Origin of the sequence: Chitinophaga sp. LS1, from assembly GCF_034274695.1 — a bacterium.
Classification (GTDB): Bacteria; Bacteroidota; Bacteroidia; order Chitinophagales; family Chitinophagaceae; genus Chitinophaga.
The window spans coordinates 4,064,926-4,087,432 of sequence record NZ_CP128362.1; the positions used below are offsets into that span (position 1 = coordinate 4,064,926).

General features: G+C 44.1%; 14 protein-coding genes. 7 read left to right on the plus strand and 7 right to left on the minus strand.

Annotation, left to right across the window (positions count from 1 at the left end; translation table 11 throughout):
* The first annotated feature begins 68 nt into the window (after positions 1-68).
* From QQL36_RS16845 to QQL36_RS16870, 6 genes are all read left to right on the plus strand, one after another.
* Positions 69-3,704, plus strand: a complete 3,636-nt coding sequence (locus QQL36_RS16845) for a SusC/RagA family TonB-linked outer membrane protein (protein ID WP_321570369.1) — start codon at positions 69-71, stop codon at positions 3,702-3,704.
* 18 nt (positions 3,705-3,722) lie between these two features.
* Positions 3,723-5,099, plus strand: a complete 1,377-nt coding sequence (locus QQL36_RS16850; RefSeq protein ID WP_321570370.1) for a RagB/SusD family nutrient uptake outer membrane protein — start codon at positions 3,723-3,725, stop codon at positions 5,097-5,099.
* 7 nt (positions 5,100-5,106) lie between these two features.
* Entirely contained in the window at positions 5,107-7,065 is a 1,959-nt protein-coding gene (locus tag QQL36_RS16855; protein WP_321570371.1) for a TlpA disulfide reductase family protein, read from the plus strand.
* 93 nt (positions 7,066-7,158) lie between these two features.
* Positions 7,159-8,235 (plus strand): alpha/beta hydrolase, encoded by a 1,077-nt coding sequence (locus tag QQL36_RS16860; protein ID WP_321570372.1) that lies wholly within the window; start codon positions 7,159-7,161, stop codon positions 8,233-8,235.
* Between the two features lie 8 nt (positions 8,236-8,243).
* Positions 8,244-8,759 (plus strand): hypothetical protein, encoded by a 516-nt coding sequence (locus QQL36_RS16865; RefSeq protein ID WP_321570373.1) that lies wholly within the window; start codon positions 8,244-8,246, stop codon positions 8,757-8,759.
* A 282-nt stretch (positions 8,760-9,041) separates the two neighbouring features.
* Positions 9,042-9,266, plus strand: a complete 225-nt coding sequence (locus tag QQL36_RS16870; RefSeq protein ID WP_083727198.1) for a hypothetical protein — start codon at positions 9,042-9,044, stop codon at positions 9,264-9,266.
* Between the two features lie 179 nt (positions 9,267-9,445).
* Here the strand turns inward: QQL36_RS16870 and QQL36_RS16875 are convergent, their stop codons facing one another.
* Positions 9,446-10,084, minus strand: a complete 639-nt coding sequence (locus tag QQL36_RS16875; protein ID WP_083727196.1) for an RloB family protein — start codon at positions 10,082-10,084, stop codon at positions 9,446-9,448.
* Positions 10,085-10,088: 4 nt separating this feature from the next.
* Positions 10,089-11,264: an AAA family ATPase gene (locus tag QQL36_RS16880; protein ID WP_321570374.1), complete on the minus strand. Its 1,176-nt coding sequence runs from the start codon at positions 11,262-11,264 to the stop codon at positions 10,089-10,091.
* A gap of 189 nt (positions 11,265-11,453) precedes the next feature.
* Between QQL36_RS16880 and QQL36_RS16885 the strand changes: the two genes are divergently transcribed.
* Positions 11,454-13,823 (plus strand): ABC transporter permease, encoded by a 2,370-nt coding sequence (locus QQL36_RS16885; protein ID WP_321570375.1) that lies wholly within the window; start codon positions 11,454-11,456, stop codon positions 13,821-13,823.
* A 49-nt stretch (positions 13,824-13,872) separates the two neighbouring features.
* On the opposite strand, the gene QQL36_RS16890 is transcribed toward QQL36_RS16885, so the two are convergent.
* From QQL36_RS16890 to QQL36_RS16910, 5 genes are all read right to left on the minus strand, one after another.
* Positions 13,873-14,820 (minus strand): zinc-binding alcohol dehydrogenase family protein, encoded by a 948-nt coding sequence (locus QQL36_RS16890; protein WP_321570376.1) that lies wholly within the window; start codon positions 14,818-14,820, stop codon positions 13,873-13,875.
* 71 nt (positions 14,821-14,891) lie between these two features.
* On the minus strand, positions 14,892-15,476 hold the full coding sequence (locus tag QQL36_RS16895) for a Crp/Fnr family transcriptional regulator (RefSeq protein ID WP_083727188.1): 585 nt from the start codon (positions 15,474-15,476) through the stop codon (positions 14,892-14,894).
* 336 nt (positions 15,477-15,812) lie between these two features.
* Positions 15,813-17,762, minus strand: coding sequence for an FAD-dependent oxidoreductase (locus tag QQL36_RS16900; RefSeq protein WP_321570377.1), 1,950 nt, complete (start codon positions 17,760-17,762; stop codon positions 15,813-15,815).
* Positions 17,762-19,201, minus strand: coding sequence for a RagB/SusD family nutrient uptake outer membrane protein (locus tag QQL36_RS16905; protein WP_321570378.1), 1,440 nt, complete (start codon positions 19,199-19,201; stop codon positions 17,762-17,764). Before QQL36_RS16905 ends, QQL36_RS16900 begins: the two co-directional genes overlap by 1 nt.
* A gap of 21 nt (positions 19,202-19,222) precedes the next feature.
* On the minus strand, positions 19,223-22,477 hold the full coding sequence (locus QQL36_RS16910) for a TonB-dependent receptor (RefSeq protein WP_321570379.1): 3,255 nt from the start codon (positions 22,475-22,477) through the stop codon (positions 19,223-19,225).
* Between the last annotated feature and the right edge of the window lie 30 nt (positions 22,478-22,507).

Genomic DNA, 22,507 nt, shown 5'->3' on the forward strand with positions numbered 1-22,507 from the left:
GCCGAACTGAAGTTTCGAAACAGGTACGCTACCATTTTATTTTTTGTAAATCAAAATTGCTTACAGGCATGATCAATCTGAAAAAGGTTGCGGCCTTCTGTTGTCTGATGCTTGCCATCAGCCTGCAGATGTTTGCTGCCGTAGCCAGCCAAAATCAACCAACACTCACATTGAAAGAAGCGTTGAACAAAGCTTCAAGGCAATTTCATGTTTCCTTTATCTATGAAGATGAACTGATCAGTAATAAGCGGGTGGATAACCCTGCCGATGACAGTTTTAAGAAGGTAGAAGATTACCTATCTGTTGTATTGAAGCCATACAATCTGAAGTTCAGGAAACTGGGCGGCTCACAGTATGCTATTTACGGCACTTCTGATAAAACTAAAGAAAAGGATAAAACCAACCATGTGGCTCCTGAAGAAGCTGTCTCTGATCAGACAGCTTCCCAGAAGCCTGCTGTACAAATGATTCAGGTGCAGATTAACAGATCTGTTGATACCAGTGGTGCTGATTTGAGAGTGCTGGTAGGTGTAGTGACCGATGAATCTATGGCCCCTGTTTCTTCTGCAACTATTATGGTGCCTGGTACAAAGTACATGACAGTAACAGGCCGTGGTGGGGAGTTTACCATCAAGGTGCCAGTGAACGCTACTAAGATCCAGGTATCCTGCATTGCATATGAGAGCCAGGTGCTGCCTGTGAACAATGCAGTGTATTACAGAGTGGCATTGAAAGATAAAACGGGTTACCTGAAGCCGGTTGAAGTAGTATCTACCGGTTATGTAAACCTGCCTAAAGAGCGTGCAACTGGTTCCTTCGGCGTAGTCACGGCGAAGGAGCTGGAAAAAATTCCTTCAGCAAATGTGATTAACCGCCTGGAAGGGATGGTACCTGGTTTACAGATGCAGCTCACCGCGGGGGATAACTCCTTTGTGTACGACAACGTCACCCCTGCTCCTGCAAGTAATACCCGTACCATCGGCGCAAATAACTACAATTTTAATATCCGTGGTACAACTACTCTGCAGAGTGAAACCTCTCCACTGGTAGTTGTAGACGGTTTCCCAACTGAGTTCGATCTAAAGACCCTGAATCCTAACGATATTGAGCAGATCACTTTTCTGCGCGATGCTGCTGCCGCTTCTATCTGGGGTGCACGTGCTGCCAACGGTGTAATCGTGATTCAAACAAAGAAAGGCCGTTTACGTACACCGGTTGTGAACTTCGGTGTAGCATACAGCACGCAGGCACGCCCTGATATTGGTTACCTTAAACTGATGAACAGTGCACAGGCGCTGGCATTCGACAAGGAGCTGGTCGATAAAGGTATCGTGACTGCGGCGTCTTACAATCCCTATACTTCCGGTATTAAATATTATGTAGACAAAGGTGTGGACCTGGCGTTTCAGCTGAAGTCCGGTCGTATTACACAGAGTGAATATGATACAAAGGTCGCTGAGCTGAGCAAAAGAAATAACTATAGCCAGCTGAGTGATTACCTCATGCAGTCTGCCAATGCACAAAACTATAACCTGTCAGTAAGCGGTGGTACAGATGTACATACCTATTACCTGTCAGGGGCCTATTCCAAAGAAAATACCAGCACTGTTGGTAACTATGGAGAACGTATCAACCTGGTTGCTAATCAGGAATTTAAGATCCTGAAGAAAATCACACTTGGCGTAAGTCTGAAGGGTGCGTTTTTTAACTATGCAAATAATGGTATTGGTCTGACCCCACTGGCGAATGGATCGAATACTTTTATGCCCTACGATGATATCCACGACAACTTCTATTATTCCATTGGAGAGCACTACGCAGATTCATTGGAAAACCTGGGCTACAGGAATTGGTCTTACAACTACCTTGATGAGCTGAAGATGAATAGTAAGTATACCCATGATAACAATTATTCAGGTACCATCACGCTGGACATTCCGATATATAAAGGTGTAGGCTTCAATGCTGCTTATATGCAGGAACGTGATTTCTTCACGATCCGAAATATGCAGAACGTGAATAGCTTTTATGTCAGGAACCTTTACAACAAAGGAACGGTGATGGATGGTACGACGCTTACAAATAATTTCCCTGATGGAGGTATACTACAGGCGACCAACAATAATATGAATAACTATAGTGTGCGTGGTCAGTTTACGTATAACAGGTCTATTAAAGAAGATCACCAGATTAGTGCGCTGGCAGGTATGGAGGCCAGACAGACACTAAATTCGGCCAATAGCTATACGATTTATGGATACAACCCGCAGACTGGTATAGGTGTTACTACAGCATACGGTACCTATTATGAAACCATGGACTATTCAGGTGGTTACCTGGGTGGCTATCCTACCCAGACAGATTACCTGAAGCGTTATTTATCTTACTATGGCAATGCTGCATATACCTACAAGGGTAAATATACATTGTCTGGTAGCGTACGCTATGATGATTATAACAATTTTGGGCTGGATAAAAAATATCGTGCGCGGCCTTTCTGGTCTTCTGGCCTGAGCTGGAATGTAGGAAAAGAAGGATTTATGCAGGATGTGACCTGGGTCAATTCTCTGCGTGTGCGTGGTACATTTGGTGTGAATGGCAATATCAACCAGGATCTCCGTCCATTTACAAATATTGCTTTACTGGGGTCTGATGATCAGACAGGTTTGCCATATGCTACTGTTACTTCTCCGGCTAATCCGGCACTGAAATGGGAGAATACGTATGTTACGAACTTTGGTATCGATTATGGTTTGTTGAATGGCCGCCTGAGTGGTACAATAGATTTGTATAATAAGAAAGGATCAGACATTATTTATTACCTGGAGGTAAACCCTGCTTTGCTGGGCGCTAGCAATTCAGTATATAGAAATGGGGTAACCATGAGCAACAGGGGAATTGATCTGGGCGTAAGCGGTGCGATTGTAGATACAAAGAATTTGGGCTGGAATATGGGAATCAACTTCTCTTATAATATAAACAAGGTAACCAGCAGTCTGCTGAAACCTACAAGCTCGTTTTATTCCAGTTTTTCCGGTGTGATAGTAGGATATGCATCTGATGCGGTATTTGCCTATAGGAATGCAGGCCTTGACAGTTTAGGCTGGACCAGGATCTATGACCAGAATGGGAATAAAGTACGTGCCAATTCGACGGTGACAGATATGGGTGCTGTTAAATATATGGGTCGCAGATCAGCGCCTGTATATGGTTCCCTTCAGAATACTTTCCGGTATAAGAACTGGTCGATGTTTGTACTGGCTACTTATAGTTTTGGTTCGGTATTCCGTGCGCCGGTTGCCACCCAATATCCTACTTCCAGGAAGCTGTACTACAATACCTCTGCAGATATTGCCAAAAGATGGCAGAAAGCAGGGGATGAAGCCAATACGATCGTTCCGGGTATAGCGGGTTCTTATGCAGCTGTTTCCGTATTCCGATATGCTTATTCTGATGTAAATATTCAGCCTGGTGATTATATTCGTCTGCGGGAGATCTCCCTGTCTTACCAGTTGCCTTCGGAGATGGCCGGAAAAGTGTTTGCAAAAAATATCAAAATCAGTGGTGCAGTGCGTAACCTGGGATTGATCTGGAAGAAGAACAAGCTGGGCCTTGATCCTGATTATGTACCGGCATTGGCGAGTACGGTGCTGCACCTGCCAGCTACACCGCAATACAACTTGATGTTGAATGTAGGCTTCTAACCAAAATTTAAAATTACAATGAACAATAAATATCTCTCAATGCTGTTGTTAAGTGGTCTTGCGCTGACCAGCAGCTGTAGTAAATATACGGATGTAAAAACACAGGGTAGCCTGATACCGAGTGCCATTGATAATTATCGTTACCTTTTGAACGGTACCTCCACTTTTGAACCGGGGGGTATGATGACGGACCTGGCAGCAGCGGACGTGGCCATTGTGGATAGTGCACAGCAGGAGACGATAGAAGGATACAGTGACTATTTATTTATCAGGAATGTTTATACCTGGAAGGCACCGATCTTTGAAGTGACCACCAGCCATGATCCAGACTGGGATACTTATTACGGGCGTATTTATAATTGTAATATAATTGTCAACGAAGTTCCTACTAGTACGGGGGGAACTGATTCTGCAAAAGCGGAGCTGATAGCAGAGGCGCTGACACATCGTGCAGATGCTTATCTTAACCTGGTGAATGAATACGCTAAACCGTACGGTACCACTTCATCATCAGATCTTGGTGTGCCGCTTGTGCTGACACCGGATCTGAACCAGAAACTGAATCGTGCTACGGTCGCTACTGTGTACAACAAGATTGAGGCAGACCTGAAAATTGCCCTACAATCCCTGCCTACAGCAAGCAGTTATAACACCTTGCCTGATAAGGCGGCCGCTTACTCGCTGCTGGCACGTTTTTACCTGTTGAAAAGTGATTATGTAAATGCTGGCCTGTATGCAGATAGTACACTGGAATTGCAAAATACATTGAACGACCTGGGTACTATTAATACCATACCTTACAGGAAGAGTGATCCGGAAATCATCTTTGGGAAAATAGCCGCCTCCGGCTTTACCTATTCTCCTTACATCCTGCGTCTGAGTGATGATATCCTGAACCTGCTGGGTACTAGTGATATGCGATACCAGTTGTTCACAAATGATGCTGCCAGCTATTTTGGTAGTGACTATACCGGCCGGTATTTTAGTCGTGAGCAAATCAACTATGAAAACAGGAATATTGGTACATCTGTTCCAGAGATGATCCTGATAAAGGCAGAAAGCCTGGCACGTGCTGGTGATGCAACTGGTGCCATGGAAGAGGTAAATGTGTTGAGACAAAAACGTTTTCAGGCCGCTGACTACGTAGCAATGACTGCCACTGATAAAAACGATGCGATTGTAAAAGTGGTAGAAGAGCGCAGACGTGAATTCATGTGCCGCCTGCTGCCATGGATGGATCAGCGCCGTTTGAAAGATGATCCTTTGTTTACAAAGACATATACACGTACCTGGCAGGGGCAGACTTATACACTGGACCCATCCAGCAACAGGTATGTATTCCCGATTGCGACTTATGTGATTGGACTGAATCCTGAGATAGAACAAAATCCGTGATTATATAATGAAAGGAATGAAATTTAGTGGCCTTGTTCTGCTTGCCCTGTGTGCTATTACCAGCACACAGGCGCAGAAGAGGTTGAAGATGACACCAGAACGACCTTACATTGGAGATACCGTTCACCTGTTGTATCATCCTGATGCTGACATGTTGAAAACAGGCAAGTCTGTACTCGGTGCTGTATATATTTATGATACTACCTATCACTGGACAGCACTGGACTTACCATTGACAAAAACAGACAGCGGATATACAGCTACAGTACCCCTGACCCTCGATAAAGGGCTGTGGGCATTTAAGTTCAGAGCGGGTGATGCAACTGATAATAATAATGACACCGGTTACATCATAATGGGGTCAGAGCCGGGCAGGCAGGCGAAAGGTGCGTATGCCGGTTATGGTTCACTTCGTGCACGTGATTACCAGATGGGAATACCAGGTTATTACAAAGATTTTAGTATCGGCGATTCTGCCATGTTCTTTTGGATGGGGCAGGAGATCGGTTACTGGAGAGCGGGCAGAACATTGATCTGGCCTTATGCAAAAGCAAGGGCAGCTATGGAGCGGCAGGCCGGTATGAACCCGGAAACTTCTTCTTCCATCAATAATGCAGCGGCTTATATGCTGCATGCCCCCAATCTTTCTCAGAAGGATTTATTTACACTGGCCCTGATTAACGAGCGCTATCTTCTCAGGAAAGAAAGAAGCGATTCTATCCGTGCGGCTATCAGTGTACAATATCCAAATGGGATAATAAAGAAACTGAGTGATTACAAAGCCATGGTGAATGAGCGGGATGCAGATAAAAAACTGGCACTGTCTGAGCAGTTCCTGAAAAATTATACACCTGATAAAGAACTGGATGACCTGGCAGGGATCGATTATGACAGGGGCGTGTGGAGAAACATCTTTGCTATTTCAATTGCAAAAGGTGATACGGCTGTACTGGCAAAATATATTGATGCCACTAACCTGAATCAACTGGCATTTGCCTATTACAAGATGGTAGAAATCCCTTATGCTGATTGGAAGACCATGCCGGCAAAACAGGCGTATCCATTTTCACAGCGCATTATGAATAAACTGGCTTACCTGAAAGCACATAAACCAGCCGAATATTATTACTATACGCCATTAGAATTTGAAGCTTATATAGACGGTCTTTTCAAGCATGACTATATCACCCATACAGCCATCCTGAAAGAGACGGGCAGAGAAAAGGAAGCTTTGCCACTGGCATTAAAACTTCAGGAAGATCTGCAATATAGCAATGCTACCCTGAATCAGCTGGAAGCAGCTTTGCTGGAAAAAGCCGGCAGAAAAAAAGAACTGACGAAAGTACTGCACAACAGCTTGCGCATGAACCAGGCTTCTGCACAGATGCTGGACATGATGAAAAAGGAATACCTGCAAACGCATAAGGATACAGAAGGATTTGATGATTACCTGAATTCCATGAAAGACGCACATACAATGGAGTTACTGCGTGCGCATGTACTGGAAGGTAAAATGGATAGAGCAGCAGTACCATTTGAGATGAAAGACCTGGAAGGGAAAACGGTTTCATTAGAGGCTCAGAAAGGCAAGATAGTAGTGATGGATTTCTGGGCTACCTGGTGTGCACCCTGCAAGGCGGCAATGCCTGGTATGCAGCTGGCACAGGAGCATTTTAAGAATGACAGTAATGTGGTTTTCTTTTATATTGATACGCAGGAGCGCGATCCGGAGTATAAAAAGAAGGTAGCGCAATTTATAAAAGAGAAGAAATATCCATTTAAAGTGTTGTTTGATAATGGAGATGAATTTTACAGCAAGTATGCAAAACTGATCCAGACATCCGGTATTCCTTTTAAGGTGGTGATAGATGGAAAAGGACAGGTACGATTTGCTCAGACTGGGTATATGGGTAGTCCAAGTGGTCTGGCAGATGAAATTGAAACCATGGTTTCTCTGGCAAAATGATAATTGATAATTGATAACAAAGAGTGATGAACCCCGGTTGCAGGCGCTTCTTCTTAACCGGGGGAGCGCTGCTTCTGTTTAAAGATAAATGACATGAGATTATTATTGATATTACTTTTGATCAGTATACAGGGAATGGGGCAATACATTTCCAAAGCCGTAGATTATTACAATGCAGATAGCAGTATACATTTTGGGGGTACGTTAACAATACCATCGGGGATGGAATCATTTCCGGCGGTGGTCATTGTATCAGGCACGGGCAGGCAGGATCGCGACGGTACCATGGCGGGGCACAAAATGTTCAAAGTGATCGCTGAATACCTGAGTACCAATGGAATAGCGGTATTAAGGGTAGATGACAGGGGGACTGGTACTACTACAGGCGACTATGAAAAAGCGACAACGGCAGATTTTGCGGCAGATGCAGTGACGGCAGCCGCATTTTTAAAGGCGATTACGGGCGTGAATGGCGTTGGTCTGATTGGACATAGTGAAGGGGGAGCAGCGGCTTATATGGCGGCTGTAAATAGCAAAGACGTAAGGTTTGTAATTAGTCTGGCAGGTTTGGCTACGACCGGGTTAAAGGCATTGCAGGCACAGAACAGGGCGATCGTGGCAAGTGCTGGGATTCCTGTATTGATGCAGCAGCGGTTCAATGCCATTAATGATATTATGTTTGATACGGCGTATGCGTATGCTGCATCGCCGGACATGGAGCATCATTTGAGGGGTGCTTTTGCAGCATGGAATTCGGCTGATCTGGCAAAGGGAGCGCAGGATTCGGTATATGCCAGGAGCCGGGATCACTTCTTTTTCCCTTTGGAGTCTTATATCAGGCAGGCGACAGGGCCGTGGTACAGGTATCATATCCGTTTTGACCCGGTTCCCTGGTTGAAACAGGTAAAAGTGCCTGTATTGGCTTTTAATGGGGATAAAGATATCATGGTGGACGCAGATGAGAATTTAGGAAATTATAAAAAATATGTTCACCGGGCAAAGGTGATTAAGGAGCCGGGATTGAACCATTTGTTCCAGCATTGTGTAACCTGTACCATGCAGGAACCAGTGTCATTGAAGGAAGATTTTGCCCCGGAAGTACTAAAAGAGATGGTTTTATGGATAAATGGAATGAAAATTGATGTAAACGGCGTTCAGGTTATAAAGTGATCATCAATATGAAAAAATTATTAATACTGGCGGCCATGGTGGGCCTGTCAGCCTGTTCAAACCCAACCCCGGAGAATTATTTTGATACAGCTGTACTGAATACTAACATTATTAATGATTTTGGGAGCGATGCATTGACGAAAATGCTGATTGCCCAGAATGTGAAATACAATGGTACTTTGCCAAATGGTCCGAATGCGGCGGCGAAGATGATAGATGGGAAGGTACAGTATATAGAGAAGACGCTGGTGAAAGTAAAGGATCTGAAGGAGACGGAGGAAACGAAGACGATGCTGAAAACGTCTGAGGCTTTGTTTGAGTATGTGCTGCCGGTATATAAGAATGAGTACAAGGCGCTGGCGAAGATGAGTGATGATGGTGGTACGCAGGAAGACGTGTTATCGTTGGGGAAGGAGATAAATGAGAAGTATGGGGAGCGGTTTGATTCTTTGTTTGATGTGTTGACGGCGGAGGGGAAGAAGTATGCGGCGGCGCATGATATAAAGGTGAACTGGGGGAATTAGTGAGGGGTTAGATTTTTATGAGCGATTTAGTTATTTAAATTGGCAATTTTTTGATTTTAATATTAGCGGGCAGGGAGTTTTTCCTGCCCGCTTTTGTTTTACAAAAGAAACTATTGAAGTATTGAAAGTTACCTTATGAGGGAATTGATAAGAGGGAGAGTGGTTATTGAATAGAATATAAAGGGATTTTTGGTATTAATTTGTTTTGTTAATTGATGAGAAAGTATTATATTTATTATAGCCATAGCATAACAATTGTTTTTAATTTAAAAACCTTATTCAATGCTGGCTATTGGCCCGGATTGGGCAATAGAATCAGTGGAGGTGCACATCATCTCCCAATTGTTTAACCTAACCCTTCGTGAAGCAAAAGAATGGATAGATTCCTTACATGTTATTCTCGGAAAAGAAAGAGGAGAACAAGTTAACCTATGCGAATTCTGTACCTACCATGGATTTGATATTGACATATTAATTCCTGATTTCATTGCGCTCACTGGGTATTAAAAAACTAAACTCACATGGGAAAAAAATGTGAGCTGTTCACTGCGGTGAACAGCAAAGTCGTCAATCGTTAAGACCAGCTGGTCTTAATGGCGAATGGCATGGTAATGTTTCCATTCGTAGCCGGCTGGTAAAAGTATTTTTTACCTGTTATGGCAAAATTAAGGATAAGCCTAAGTGGCTTATCCTTTTTTATTTGAGATCAATTTCTGGAAATAATTTTCTCCCATTATTTTGATAAGTCTATTAACCAGCATATATACTTTGGTCGTATTGTCAGCAGGGAAAAAATAGTTTGCGTTTTTTTCCAGTGAAGCCGCATTTTTTAAAGCTTTCTTTGTATAAGGTAAGATTTTTTCCGGCTGATAGCCGCCTTCGATTATGGTTGGAAGAATATGCTTCAATTCCTGTGGCTTCATACGAATGTTTGGAAGTTTTTTTTTGAAATGTATATAAAGCCATACTTCAAAGCAGGGATTACTTAATACCAGCTGCCAGTTCTTTGCTTTACAGATTTCGTATAATTCTCTGAATACATTTTCTTTATGATGATCTACATCCATTACCAGGTATACTTCATCAATTTCTGCAAGCCCTACTTTTTCAGCATGTGCTTCTGCCCGGGCAAGTACCCATTTCGGTGCTGACAGGGTTGGATTATCAGTATCCTTTCCTGCGATAGTCACTGTCAGTTTGGGCGAAGCTGCTTCGAAATGTTTGAAGTAATTAGGCTCTGTCAGTGCGCCTTCGCAGGCTATTACAATTCGGGATGCATCCCGGTAGGGTGGATGTTTTACATACGAGAGGTTTTCAATATTCATCGGGTTACCATTTTAATAATTCAAGAGGAGCAGTGAAAGGAATGGCGCCAAAGCGATTGATCAGATAGCCTTTGCGGATATCCAATTTGTTGTTAATAATGAAATCATTCAAGCTATAAAGTCCGGTAGCACCGGTTTCCTGATTTTTTACAGCAAACCATATTTCATCGTTACGGAATATATCGGGGTCGAGTAAATTTGATTCATGAGTAGTAAAGATGAGTTGGCCCTTTGATTTAGTGTAGTGCATGATTTTCTTTATCAATGCAATAATCAGAACAGGGTGAATACTTTGTTCGACTTCATCTATTATAATAGTGGCAGGGCTGTGTATCATTGACCAGCATACCGGCATCAATTCCAACAGTCTTTTTGAACCTGTGGATTCTTCCATGAGATCGAATGGGAAGTTGTGATGGAAGGCGGTTATTAAATTAATAATTATCTGGTCATTCTCTTTGGTAGTAAATATTCTGCGGTTATTAACGGTGAAAATCTTACGGGGTTCAAGTAAAAGTTCCGGATGCTCATCTTTCGGATCATATTCAGCCATAAACTCAGTGCGTGTTGTTTTTTTAAGTGTGAGAAAATCAATACCGGTATCTAATGTTCTGAGTAATTCATTGCTAAATGAAAAGAAAGCCGGATTGATGCAAAGTTCATGCAGGCACTCAATGAGGCCGGTATTATGACGGATAATAATTAATTGAGTGGTGATCCAGGTGTATGCTTCTTTATGAGTATATAGACGGAGTTTATTTTCATGGTGTTTGAATAAGAGAGATGGTTCTTTATCAATACCCGATTCATACAGGTATTCTTCAAGAACGTTGTTATCATCAATAGTAAGGCCATATAAGAAAATTTTTTCAGCGGTAAAGAATTCAATTAAAAATGAGGATGGTTTGTCCTGATTTTCTATTTTTAACCTGAATTTTTGACGGCTATTACTCGTACTGATATAGCCAGCTTTAACCCAACATTGGAGATTCTCAAGCACATCAATGAGATTGGATTTTCCTGCACCATTAGCGCCATAAATAGCCGTTGATTTAAGCGCCTTTACTTTGCCCCCTTCATAAATGTGATGTGGATGACTGGTGCATGGCCCGGGAAAGGTATTAAACTCGGTGATTGCATCAAAGGACAGGAAGTTGGATATAACAAATCTTAAGAGCATACAGGAGATATAGGTTATTTTGAGTTTCGGGTTATTCAATGAATAGTAATATATGGATTTTAATTTATTTGTGTCCGATTGTGAACAATATTTGTTTGAAACCGAACATTGTTAGAATAATTGGTTATTGATTCTCAATCCATTCACAAAAGGCATTTTTATTGAGTATCTGCCTGCAAAACCCAGCCGATGTTTAAAAATTACCTCCGTATCGCTTTCAGAAACCTCTTCTCGAACAAAGTATACGGTCTCCTCAATATCCTTGGCCTTGCCCTCAGCATGACCTGTGGTCTATTGATCTTTGTATTGGTAAAATATCATCTCAGCTTCGACAACTTCCACAAAAACGCCAGCCGCATCTACCAGTTCGTTACCGAACAACACAGAGAAACTGTTTCTTACACAGGCAGCGTACCTCCCGCATTCGCACAAGCATACAGACAGGATTTCGGAGAAACCGGTGTAGTAGCCCGTGCCGCCACATACAGCGAAACCCTCGTTACCTATGACTTAAATAAATTCATCGAGGATGAAGGTGTCTCATTTGTAGATCCTACTTACTTCGATATTTTCAATTTCCCTTTGCTGGCTGGTAAGAACATACTGGCAGAACCTAATACGGTATTGATTACTACTTCACTGGCAAAGAAATACTTTGGCAATGAAGATCCCATTAATAAAGTAATCAAAATTGAAAACAGACTGAATGCCAGGGTAACCGGTGTATTGAAAAACCTGCCAGGTAACACCGACCAGCGTGCAGGTATTTTCATCTCCTTCAAAAGTGTAAAAGACTTTGATGAATTCGTAGGTAAAGAAAATAACTGGAATGGTATTACAAGTGTATTAAAAACATATGTACGCCTCCTGCCCGGTGTGTCAACAGCCAACCTGGAAAAACAATTTCCGGAATATGGTGAGAACAGAAAAGGAAGTAAGAATAAACATGTATACCACATGCTCCCTTTACAAGACCGGCACTTTGATGCACGCTATGGTGGTACCATGGAAAAACGTAGCCTCTGGATCCTGGTATTTGCAGGTCTGTTCCTGATTGTTACCGCCTGTCTGAACTTTATCAATCTCTCAACCGCACAGGCACTGAGAAGATCCAAAGAAGTAGGTATCAGAAAAGCATTGGGTAGTTTCAGACTACAACTATTCTGGCAGTTCCTGATGGAGACCGGTCTCATTGTAATAGTGGCCACACTGGTAGCTATTGTACTCGGTGCATTGTTGTTACCAAATGTGAATTCATTGTTTAATGCGAAGATGAGTTTAGCAAGTGTGATTGATATAAAGCTGCTCGCTTTTATTGTAGGTATGATTCTGATAGTCACCTTTTTTGCAGGCAGTTACCCCGGTTTGATCCTGTCAGGATTCCGGCCGGTACTGGCATTGAAAGGAAAGGTATCTATGCAGCAGGTAGGGAGTTTCAATATAAGACGCACACTGATCGTGACCCAGTTTGCCATTACTTTAATATTGATCATTGGCATGCTGGTCATCACCAGACAAATGCAATATACCAGGCAGACGGATCTTGGGTTCAATAAAGATGCGATCCTCATGGTGCCTATGGGCGCTGATTCTTTAGATGCGAATGTGACAAGTCTGAAAAATGAGTTGATGCGGCAGACAGGTGTAAAGAACGTATCTGTTTGTTTTGAAGCGCCTTCTTCCTTGAGTAACTGGAACACAAATATTCGTATGGTTGGCGATGCAGAAGATGAACCATTTACCGTGGATGTGCGCGCTGCAGATGAGCAGTATGTATCGACCTTTGGATTGCAGCTGATCGCAGGCCGTGATTTATTTCCTGATTCTGCAGCAAGAGAATGTATCGTGAATGAGATGTTTATCCATAAGCTAAACCTGAAATCCCCGCAGGAACTGATAGGACGGCAGATAAACTTTAATGGTGACAATCAGGCCACCATTGCAGGTGTGGTGAAGAATTTTCATATACGCTCTTTGCATGCTGATATTGGCGCAGTAATGATTACACCATTCAGTAAATTCTACCAGAATTTCGCTGTGAAATTAAATATGGGACAATTGGCCACGACTATTCCGGCCATTGAAAAGCTGTGGTCAGCAAGGTTTCCAGATAAATTATTTACTTATAAATTCTTTGATAAACAGATCGCAGAATTCTATGAAACGGAAGAAACGATGTTGCAGTTAGTAAGTATCTTCTCTGTGATCGCCATCTTTATAGGTTGTTTGGGACTGTATGGGTTGGTGTCATTTATGGTGATGCAGAAAACAAAGGAAATCGGTATCAGGAAGGTATTGGGTAGTAGCATCGGGGAAATCCTTTGGATCTTTGGGAAAGAGTTTGCCGTACTGATCCTGGTCGCATTTTGTCTGGCGGCACCGGTAGCATGGTGGATGATGAGTACGTGGCTGGAAGACTTCAAATACCATGTCGCTTTAGGCCCGGGGATGTTTGTAAGCGCTGTCGGATTGACAATGATAGTGGCTGGACTAACGGTGAGTTTCCAGAGTGTAAAGGCGGCCATGATGAATCCGGTGAGGAGCCTGAAGATGGAGTGATTTCAGGCCCCTCCGAATGTTAGGTAACCAGTCATTTGATGGCTGATGATTATATTGTTACAACCAGGCGTTCGCCATTGGAGACATTTTTATCCCAAAGGGTAGAGATGTCTTTTAATTTTACGGTGGTGGTGGAAACAACCAGTTTGCCATTTGCAGCGAGTTCAAACATTTCAGGAAGGATCTCTGAGAAGAGTAATCCAACCTGGTGTTTAGGCCATGCGCCCAGACCAGAGCCGGAGAGCTGAAGGTCTACGCTGCGAAGGATAGCAGAAGATAATGTAATGGTATCTCCTGCCATGCTGCCAACAGATACGTAGCGGGTGCTGTGTGTAAATTTGCCTTTACCTTTTAGGGTGGAGAGGATCTTCTCAGCAGTATGCCCCCAGAGGTAGTCGATAACAATATCGAAAGGACCGTTTAATTGGGTGTGAAAATCATCAGAGAGTGGGATGATCTCATCTGCACCAAGTGTTAATAATTCATTTAGAGAAGCCAGATTCCTACCTGTCGCCACCACTTTTTTGGCACCATAATGCTTAGCGATCTGTACGGCTATGCGGCCAGTAAAACCGGTGGCGCCGTTGATCAGGACGATATCTCCCTGTTGAATATTAGCTTTGAAACGAAGTGCCATGGCTGCGCCAATGACTGCGTTGGGCAGTGCCGCTGCGGTGGCGTCGTCGAGTGAATCCGGAACGGGCACTATCATGTTTTTCTCAATAGTGGCCTTTTCAGCCAGCATACCACTGGTGCCTACTGCATATACCCTTGTGCCATCGGGTAGCAGGCAGATGCCATCTCCACCTATTACACGGCCGTTTTCTTTAGGTGCATCACTGGAATAGTGCTTGCCGGAGGCGACTGATTTATCGATGTGTTTTATGGCCACTGCTTTGACATCAACAGCTATTTCATTTTCGTTCTGAGGTGCTGGTGCAGGAAAATCTGTGTATTGAGGCAATTCTCCTGGTTGATATAATACTGCTGCTTTCATGTTATCTCGTTTTTGATAACACAAAATTAGGATAGGGGAAGTGCCTGCACGATAACATATGTTATCAACTGTCAGAAGTGAGATTTCCCTTTGGCCAGTTTGGCTTTGATACGGCTGAGGTGCACTTTGCTCACACCCAGGTAAGAGGCGATGTAGTGCTGCGGTACCCTTTGGATGATGTGTGGGCGGTCATTGATCAGGTTTTGGTAGCGCTGTTCAGGCGTATCCCTGATGAGGGAGACAAATTCATTGATATAGTGCGTCTGGCGCTGCACGGTCATCTGAAGGATCATGTTTACAAACCCCTTTTCGTGGCTGAGATCATCAAGGAGCTGGTTCACATGTTCCTTCGCAAGCAGGTAAACGACAGAAGGTTCTATGGTTTCGATGGTAATGGGACTGGGGGTATTGTTGATAAAGCTGTCGAACGAGGAAAGTCCTTCATTTTCAAAAAAGAACTGAACGGTGATTTCTTCCCCGTTTTTATTGAAGTAGGTGCGGATAAGGCCCTTTTCGATGTAGATGTAGTGCTGCGACTTTTTACCTTCATCAAGAAGGACGGTTTTAGCAGGTACTTCAAGACGTTGCTGATAGGGAAGGTATTTGTCCCAATAGGCATTTAGCTGAGGAAATTGATGGCGGAAATGAAAAAGCATGCGTTAAGATAGGAAAATAATTAAGGCTGGCAATATTGCCAGCCTTAATTATTTTATAATGAATTAGTTACGAAGGGTTGTGTCACCTGTTGCAACTATTCTGATGTGATTAATTGTTGCTATTTGCTCCTAAAGGCATCGATTCTAGTGAATTCTCAATGAGGGTTTATGTGATAACAAATCCCATGTTTGGTAGTCCTATCAGACATAATTTTAGATTTCGCAGCTAACAGACAGTCCGGTAATCTTACCGGACTTACTACTAAGATATTTCATTATCCAAACAAATCTAAGATTGATAGGGAACAAGGTCTGGTATTCTTACCGGACTTTAATTTACTGAGGGTAGAATAGTACAGCATCTGCTACCACTTCACCATCCTTGCCTTCGTTGGTGATTTCTACAAATGCCTTACCGCCTTTGGTCAGTTTGATAGTGCCGAGGTCCACCCATTCACCGGAGGTCTGCCCTTCCACTTTAATGGAGGCAGGCGTGTAAGAGACTTGTTGGGTAGTTTTGCCATCGGCAGACAGGCGGATATGCGTGCTGGATGGCAGATCACTGCGCTTAGGTACATAGGTATACACTTTGTAAGTACCGGTGCGGGTTACTTCGGGTGTATAGCGAATGCTGCCGGCACTGTTTGAAATAAACATAGTGGGCCCATACGCACCTTTGGTTTCCTTTTGCCAGTCGCCTTTCATGATCACATGGGTAGCATCATCATTGTCTACCAGGATCTCAGGAGTGGCGTCTGTCGCCAACGGCTTTTGGCGCAGGAGGGCTTGTAGCTTTGAAACATCGACATCCTGTACAGACTGATGACTGTCTATCGCTATAGATGCGGCTACGGCAGCTGACTGGGCCAGTACCATGAACACTGGTTCCATTCTGATAGAGCCATAGGCAATGTGCGAAGCAGACATGCAAACAGGTACGAATACATTGCTGCAATCTTCCGGTTTTGGAATGATAGAACGATACGCAATCGGGTAGGGGCCGAAACCGCCAATCTGCACATCGCCTTCATTTTTGACCATGCCATTTTCTACAATACGCTGGCAGTTGTGAGAGTCCATGGTATATGCCGCCATACCGATACCATCCTTCACGACTTCCCTGCTTTCGCAATTGGCCTGTGTCATTACGTAGGCGCCAACCATTCTTCTGGCTTCGCGTACATACATTTGTGGCGACCAGTTGCCGGACGCTGGATATTCGTCTTTCGGATACCCCCATTGCAACATCTCTTTACGCAGATGTTCCGGCATGCGGGGATCATGACCGATGAAGTAAAGGAGTCCTTTGTTGTACAATTCATGATCCTTTGTGATCTTTTCCCTTGTAGCGTAGTCTGCTTCAGGGTAGTTATAGTTCATACCGATCATATCTGTGGAGAAAGGACCATTATTGTTGATATCTGTTTTGTGATTGGGCATGAGGTCTATTTTCAACATGCCGCTTAGATTCTTAGGTTGTAATTTCTGTACTACGCGAAGGAGGAGTTCATACCGCGCAGGATTGTAGTCTGCCGGTTGTGTAATGGGTATCAGGTTGTCAGGCTGATTGGTCAGGCAGATCCTGAAATTATACGCCTGTATCTTTTTATTACCGGCACCTTGTTTTTCCACCTGTTCCGGACTGATACCCCAGAGCAGGCCACTGGCTGGCTGGCCGGGTTCTTTATAAGGATCTATACCATCGGGGAACTGGTGTTTTTCGCGGAGCTGTACACCATTATAGGTCTCGCCATATTGCGCATTGTCTTCACGGCCTACGGTGTAAGAGATACCGGCTTTTGCCATCAGGTCTCCTTCGTAAGAGCAGTCAATGAACATCTTTGCACGAATGATGGTTGATCCCGTTTGTATTTCCGTGACACGGTTACCTGTTTTTTTAGCACCTGTGATGTGTTGTTGGTACAGGACTTCTACACCACCTTCTTTGATATATTGCTGGAAGGTGCGTTCTGCAACACCGGGTTCAAATATCCATTGTTCAAACCGGCCATAGTGCTTTCCGATACGCCTGTAGAAGTCCCGGGAAATGCCGGTAATGGCGTATTTGTTACCAATATCTGTATAACCAAGGCCACCGGATGTGAGGCCACCCAGTCTTGTGCCGGGTTCGATGATGAGTACGGATTTATTCATTTTTTTAGCTGTATAACCAGCTATTACGCCAGCGGAAGTACCGCCGTAAATACAAATGTCTACTTCCCGTATGTTTTGTGCGAAGAGCTTTCCGGTCATTAGCAGGCAAAGCAATACTATTATTTTTCTCATCAGTATCCAGGGTTTTGATCAGTAGTTGGGTTAATGGCAGTATTGTAGTTGTATTCCACAGTGGGAATAGGCCATAGCAGGTGCCGTTCTGTAACGGTTTTGCCTTTTACAGCGGCTATCACCTGTTGGGCGATACCCAGGCGTTTCAGATCCAACCACCTTTTCCCTTCTCCACAATTCTCGTACCCTCTTTCCTGCACGACGCGGTCAATGAATGATTGTTGGTCCGTCAACTGAAAATCAATAGATGCATCGGCAGTGAGTGGATCTTTGCCATAAGCCCTGCGGTGTACCATGTTGAGCTTTTCCAGTGCCTCAGCGGAGGGAGTACTTTCTGCCTGTGCGACCGCTTCGGCATAGAACAATAAGATATCTGCATAACGATACATGGGATAATCATTGCCGCCGGCGGTGACAGCGCTTTTATCACTGAACTTTTTCAACAGGATAGTCGTAGCGCCCAGTCCAAAGGTTTGTGCATACCAGTCATAAGCGTAACGAAGATCATTCTTGTCCCAGTTCTTTACAAAGCTGTTCTGTTCGGAGTCGCTGTAGAAAGTATAATAACCGCCGGGCGGATAATAACCGGAGTTAGGATAATGCGCGTAGATAGGATAGGGGAAACCTTGTCCTGAAGGGGTACGCGCATATTTAAGATAAAAGATCTCTTCTGTGGAATTGGAGATGTCAGGACCAAATAACTTATCGAAATCAGCTGCTACATTTACTTTTACGAGGGAGTATTTGCCGGAGTTGATCACTTCCAGTGCTTTGTCTCTCGCCTTGTCGTACTGATGCAGGGTCATGTATACATCGGTCAGTACTGATTTAGCAGCCCATTTGGAAGGTGCACCCACCAGACGTGGATTGTCAGGTAAGTTTTGTTCTGCCCATTCAAGGTCTGCTAAGAGATAGTTATACACATCTGTTGCAGTAGCCCTCGCGAGGTTGATAGAGTCCATATTATTTTCTGTACGCAATGGTACGCCATTCCAGTTACGCACCAGGTAGAAATAACATAGACCACGGAGGAAGCGGGCTTCGCCTACATATTTTTTCAGATCATCTTCTGTCAGTGATTTACCCAGCGGTGCTTTTTCTATCACGATATTAGCATCACGGATTGACTCATAGAAATCGGTCCACATACTATTGATACGGGTCATATTCGTATTGTCCAGACCATTATAGTCATTGAGTGGTGCGTGACTGCCACGGCCATAGAGGTATTCTGCATATATTTCCTGCTGGCAGAGATATAATGCACCAATAGTGCTGACTCTCCTGATAGGAATATAGATCGCGTCAAGCCCGGCTTCTACTTCGCTGGGGGTATTGTAGAATACTTCTGCCGCAATAGACTTTGGATGTTCTTCCAGTTTTTTTGAGCAGGAAGTGATCAGGAATATAATAAATAGATAGAGAATTGACTGTTTCATTGGTTGATATTTTAAATGATTTTAGAAGCCACACCTGATACCGAACGTTACAGATTTGAATGTCGGATAAACAGAGTAGTCGATGCCTTGCCGAATGGAGTTGGAACCACCGTAGGCATTCACTTCCGGATCATACCATGAATATTTTGTGAAAGTGATCAGGTTCTGGCCGCTGGCATATATCTGTGCAGATTTCAACCAGTTCCAGCCGAGTTGTTTGGCCGGTATGTTGTATGCGACCTGGATATTTTTAAAGCGCAGGTAGGAGCCGTCTTCAACAAACCTGTCAGAGATATTGGCAGAGAGTGTTCTGCTGATCTTTGGATATTTAGCCGTAGTATTTTCAGCAGTCCAATGACTTTCGTAGACTTCTGCCGGCAGGTTGAGACCCATACCGAGGTCAAGAGAAACGGCTTTGTTCAGGTTGAGGATTTTGTTACCCTGAGAGCCTTGTATGAAGATAGTGAGTTCAAAGCCTTTCCAGTTTAGTACGGAGTTCAGGCCGTATGTAAAGTCAGGATTAGGATTGCCGATGTAGGTTTTGTCAGCAGCAGTGATCGCACCGTCTTTGTTCATATCTACATATTGTATATTGCCGGTGGCGGTGTAGCCATTTTCTTTGTATCCGTAGAAAATGCCTAGTGGCTGTCCTTCCCGGAGAATATTGACATAGTCGTTTAAGGAGCCGGTATAGATGGCATCACCATAGATATCCTGACCATTGTACAGTTTCAGCACTTTGTTGCGGTTCACGGCGATATTGGCATTTACATTCCAGCTCAGGGTACCTTTCAGGATGGCAGCGTCAATACCGAGTTCAACACCTTTGTTTTGTATTTCACCTACATTTTGTAGGGTGGTGGTATACCCCATGGAAGCCGGCAATTGCACGGTGTTCAGGAGGTTCACTGTTTTCTTTTTGTAATAATCCAGTGTGATGAAGAGGTCATTGTGCAGGAAGCCGATATCTGCGCCGACGTCCAGCTGGTGCGTGATTTCCCACTTCAGGTCTCCGGGCAGTGTAGTGCCGGGTGCGTAGGCTACATAAGCGGCATCGCCAAAAATAGTATTGCCTACGCCAAGTTGGTTCAATGTCTGATATGGATTAATAGATGTATTGCCAGAGAGGCCATAGCTGGCTCTTAGTTTTAGATCAGCGATCACCTTAGACTGTTTCAGGAATTCTTCATTGGCCACCTTCCAGGCAATGGCGGCAGAAGGGAAGTTCGCCCACTGGTTATTCTTTGAATAGCGGGAAGAGCCATCACGGCGAATGCTGGCAGTGAACAGGTACTTGTCATTATAGCTGTAATTCGCTCTGCCAAGGTAAGAGAGCAATACCCATTTAGCATAACTACTATTTGGAATACCCGGTGTAGAAGCACTTTCAATATCGCCGGTACCAGATACGTCACTGAGAAAGCCGGTGCCGGAAGCATTCAGCGTAGTATTGGTATTATCCTGATAAGTGAAGCCACCCATGATGCTAAAGGAGTGTTTATTGAGCGCATGCTGGTAGGTGATCACGTTCTCATTCAGGAGGCCTGTCTGTTGGGTGGTTTCTATATTGGCATAGCCAACAGAATTGACGGTAGGTTCTATGTTGTTGTAGGCGTCAACGCGGTCATTCAGGTTATCGATGCCACCGGAGATCCTGATGGTGAGTCCTTTAACTGGCTTGATCGTTAATGCCGCATTTGATAACACACGATCTCCTTTGATCATGTCTGACTCTTCGTAAATATGTACTAACGGATTGACGATTACATTAGAAATAAAGGAATAAGCGGTATTCAATCTTCTATACGAGCCATCCGCCAGATAGGGCGTGAGTGAGGGCGGCGCCATTAACATACCTGATATCAGATCGCTTCCTCTGTTGCCAAGGGAAGAGTTTTTGCGTGAGCTATTGAGTCTTGTCAGGATGGTGTTTAAAGAGACGCTGACCACCTTGCTGATATCATGTTCAATATTACCACGCACGTTATAACGTTTGTAGTCGCTGCCTTTGATGATGCCATCCTGTAAGTAGGCAGAGCTGGACAGTGAAAACCGGGTGTTGCTGGTGCCACCGTTCACCGTCGCGCTAATATTATACAGCGGTGCTTTGCGAAGTACGAGGTCCTGCCAGTCAGTGCCGGCATTTTGTCCGAGGCTGTCAATCTTTGCCTGCGTGAAGTAGGGGGATAAGCCGTCGTTTGCAGCCTGCTCATTGTATAGTAATGCGTATTGCTGTGCATTCATGAGCTTCATTTTTTTAGATACACGTTGAATGGTGTAACCAGCATCTACTTCCACAGATGTGATATTGGTTTTTTTACCATTTTTGGTGGTGATCATCACTACGCCATTGGCGCCTCTGGAACCGTAGATAGCAGTGGAGGACGCGTCTTTCAGTACTTCAATGCTGGCAATGTCGGCGTTCTGGAGAAAGGTTGGATTGCCATTGTAGGGAAAGCCATCTATCACATAGAGGGGTTCATTGCCACCTAAAATGGAGTTCGTACCCCTGATACGCAGGCTTACGCTGGCACCTGGGGCACCGTTGTTTTGCATGACGCGTACACCGGCAGCTCTGCCGTTGAGCGCCTGCATGACATTGGTAGAGGGATAAGCGGTAATGTCTTTAGATTTGACCTGGCTGAGTGAGCCGGTGAGATCGCTTTTCTTTACAGTGCCATAGCCGACTACCACAATTTCATCCGTGAGGGTGGCGGCTTCGGCGAGGCTAAAGTTTTGTGGCTGGTCGTTAGTGATCTCAGCTTCCTGGCTTTTGTAACCGATAAAGGAAACGACGATGGTGGTATTACGTTTGACTTTAATCCTAAAGTTACCTTCTGCATCTGTGACCACGCCATTGTTGGTGCCTTTGGCCATTACAGTGGCGCCGGGCAGGGGTTGGCCTTTGTCGGTGAGCACCTTTCCTTTTATATTCAGGAGGGTATCTTGTGGCGGCGTTGGATTCACCGGTTGTGCAGGTGCTTGCCGTGGTTTGATAACGATGTTTTTATTTACGATAGACCATGATAACAACTGGTCTTTCAGACAAAGGTCCAGTGCTTTTTCCAGCGGCGCATTTCTGAGATCGATAGAAACTTTTGGCGCCTGATCGATAAGTTTGTGATCATAGAAAAATACAAAGCCTGTTTGTTTTTCGATATTGTGGAAAACCTTTTCCAGTGGCGCGTTCTTTTCAGAAAGCGATACAAACTGGGCATATCCTTTAGCATAGATCTGCATACAGGCTGACAACAAAATAATTACGGATAACTTCATAACAAGGAATGTTTTGATGTACAGTCGCCG